This window comes from Streptomyces solincola (genome assembly GCF_002982015.1).
Lineage (GTDB): Bacteria > Actinomycetota > Actinomycetes > Streptomycetales > Streptomycetaceae > Streptomyces > Streptomyces solincola.
Map to the genome: position 1 here is coordinate 1 of NZ_PVLV01000730.1, position 1130 is coordinate 1130.

The 1130-nt window shown below is 72.7% G+C and carries 1 protein-coding gene; it reads right to left on the minus strand.

Annotated features, from left to right (window positions below; translation table 11 throughout):
* On the minus strand, positions 1-853 hold an 853-nt coding region (locus C6N75_RS29745; protein ID WP_181160675.1), incomplete at its 3' end, for a serine hydrolase.
* Positions 854-1130: the final 277 nt, after the last annotated feature.

Consider the following 1130-nt stretch of genomic DNA (forward strand, 5'->3'; position numbering starts at 1 on the left):
AGTTTCCTCTGCGTCTCGTGGGCTCGGAGATGTGTATAAGAGACAGGCGGTGGACGACGCGGGCGACGGCCTGGATGGTGTTGATGCCGTACTGCCAGTCCGGGTTGCCGCCGGTGAGGACGGTGAGCTGGTAGTCGTGGCCCTGGCCGGTGAAGGCGCTGATGGAGTGGACCCGCCAGAGGCGGTCGGTGCTCCGTTGCAGCCAGCCGTTCTTGACGTGGACCGTGGCGTCGCCGGGCGCGCCGACCGGGGCGCCCCAGCGCTGGTCGGCGCGGACGGAGTTCATCAGCTTCAGGACGTAGGCGCGGGAGGCGTCGGTGAGGACGGTGTTGCGCGCGGTCAGCAGGGCGAGCAGCCGCTGCTGGTCGAGGGCGGTGATCTGGGTGAGCCCCCAGTAGCCGCCGCTGCCGGGCACGGTCCTGGTCATGCCGGCCGCCTTGAGGAAGCCGCTGACCTTGCCGGTGCCGAGCTGCCGCCACAGGGCGGTGGTCGCGGCGTTGTCCGACGTGGTGATCATGTCGTGGGCGCGGGACTTCTCGGTCGCGGTGAGCGCGCGCCCGGTCTTCTGCGCGTCCCAGAGCAGGGTGGCGAGCACGGTGGTCTTGACCACGCTGGCGGAGTCGAACCGCTGGTCGGGCCGGAGGGTGCAGCTCGTCTTGGTGCGGCGGTCGTTGACGAGGACGGCGATGGGGCCCTTGCGCCCCTTGACGGCGGCGCTGATGTCCTTGACCAGTCGGGCGGCCAGCCCGCTGGTCTTGGAGGTGCACAGCACCGAGGTGCCGGCCGCGGCGGCGGGGGTGGCCGCCGCGGTGACGGCGACCGTCGCGGCGGCGGGCGCCAGCAGGCCGAGCACGAGGGCGGTGGCGAGGGTCCGCGGGCGGCGGGACGCGCGGGGCGGCGCGGTCGCCGCGTCGGGTATGGAAGTCGGTGGGGTCACGCAACGGATGACTCGGCGCACGCGGGATGGTTGTACGTGCGCCGAGCCGGTGGCGGTGCTTGTTACGGGGCCGTGACGGAGGAGACGGCTCCGTCGAGGACCGAGGTCAGAGCGGTCCGGCCGTCACAGGTGGGTGGGGGCGAACATGCGGAGGACGGCGGGGAGGACGACGACCGAGGGGCCGGGGGTGGAC